This is a genomic window from Agromyces binzhouensis (genome assembly GCF_004135055.1).
GTDB classification, from domain to species: Bacteria; Actinomycetota; Actinomycetes; order Actinomycetales; family Microbacteriaceae; genus Agromyces; species Agromyces binzhouensis.
In genome coordinates this window covers 1-1,017 of sequence record NZ_SDPL01000681.1, presented here as the reverse complement: position 1 = coordinate 1,017, position 1,017 = coordinate 1, and the positions used below count along the sequence as shown (strand labels likewise).

The 1,017-nt window shown below is 74.2% G+C and carries 2 protein-coding genes; one reads left to right on the top strand and one right to left on the bottom strand.

Going from position 1 to position 1,017, the window contains the following annotated elements; all coding sequences use genetic code 11:
* A partial coding sequence (locus ESO86_RS17605) for a lysophospholipid acyltransferase family protein (RefSeq protein WP_422836512.1) occupies nt 1-745 on the bottom strand: 745 nt, incomplete at its 3' end.
* 85 nt (nt 746-830) lie between these two features.
* On the opposite strand from ESO86_RS17605, the gene ESO86_RS17600 reads away from it, so the two are divergent.
* Nucleotides 831-1,017 (top strand): hypothetical protein (locus tag ESO86_RS17600; protein ID WP_165308347.1); only part of this gene is annotated, 187 nt, incomplete at its 3' end.

The window sequence follows — 1,017 nt, the reverse complement described above, 5'->3', positions numbered from 1 at the left end:
GGGCGACGCGGTCCGCGAGCTTCGCGAGCGCGCCGTGCGGCGGCGCCTCGTTGTAGGCGTCGGCGAGTTCCTGGCCGGTGAGTGCGTGGATCGCCGCCATGACCTCGTCGGTCGCGGCTCGGCGGGCGCGACCCGACGACGGCGCCCCGTGCCTGCTGAGGTCGAGCGGCTCGCCGAAGCGCACCGTGACCGGGCGCACGCGCGGCACCGACGAGCCCACGGGCTGGATCTCCTGGGTGCCGATGAGGCCGACGGGCACGACCGTCGCGCCGGTCGTGAGCGCCAGCCAGGCGATGCCGGTGCGCCCCCGGTACAGGCGCCCGTCGAGGGAGCGCGTGCCCTCCGGGTAGAGCGCGAACGCGCTGCCGGAGTCGAGGATCCGGCGCCCCTGGTCGAGCGCGGCCTGCGCCTGCGCGCCGGCGCCGCGTTCCACGCTCACCGCGCCGATGGCGGTGAAGAACGTGCGGGACATCCATCCCTTGAGCCCGGTGCCCGTGAAGTAGTGCGACTTCGCCAGGAACTGCACCGGTCGCGGTGCGGCGAGCGGGATCACGATGCTGTCGACGAAGGACAGGTGGTTGGAGGCGAGGATGACGGGGCCGGTCCGCGGCACGTTCTCGGCACCGGTGATCGTCGGCCGGTAGATCATCCTGACGAGCGGCCGGAGGACGCCTCGGACGAGCCCGTACACCGGGCCGGGCTTCGCCCGCGGGGAGGGGACTGCGTCGGCCTCGATCTCACTCACCCTCCGACGCTACGTCAGGCCGTATGCGAGCCCCGGAATATGGCGGGGGATCGGCGGTCGCCCGGGAGTGCGACATCATGGGCGCATGGACATCGCATCCGCCGAGGTCGTCGAGCTCGAGGACACCGGGGTGCGCGTGATGGTCGCCGCGGGCGGCAGGCGCGGCGCCGGCGTCGAATCGGTCCTCCGCGCGCACCTCGCCGCGTCGGCCGGCGTCCCGGCCGACGACGTCGAGCTCGTCCACGCGTGCCCGGTGTGCGGCGTGCGGCACG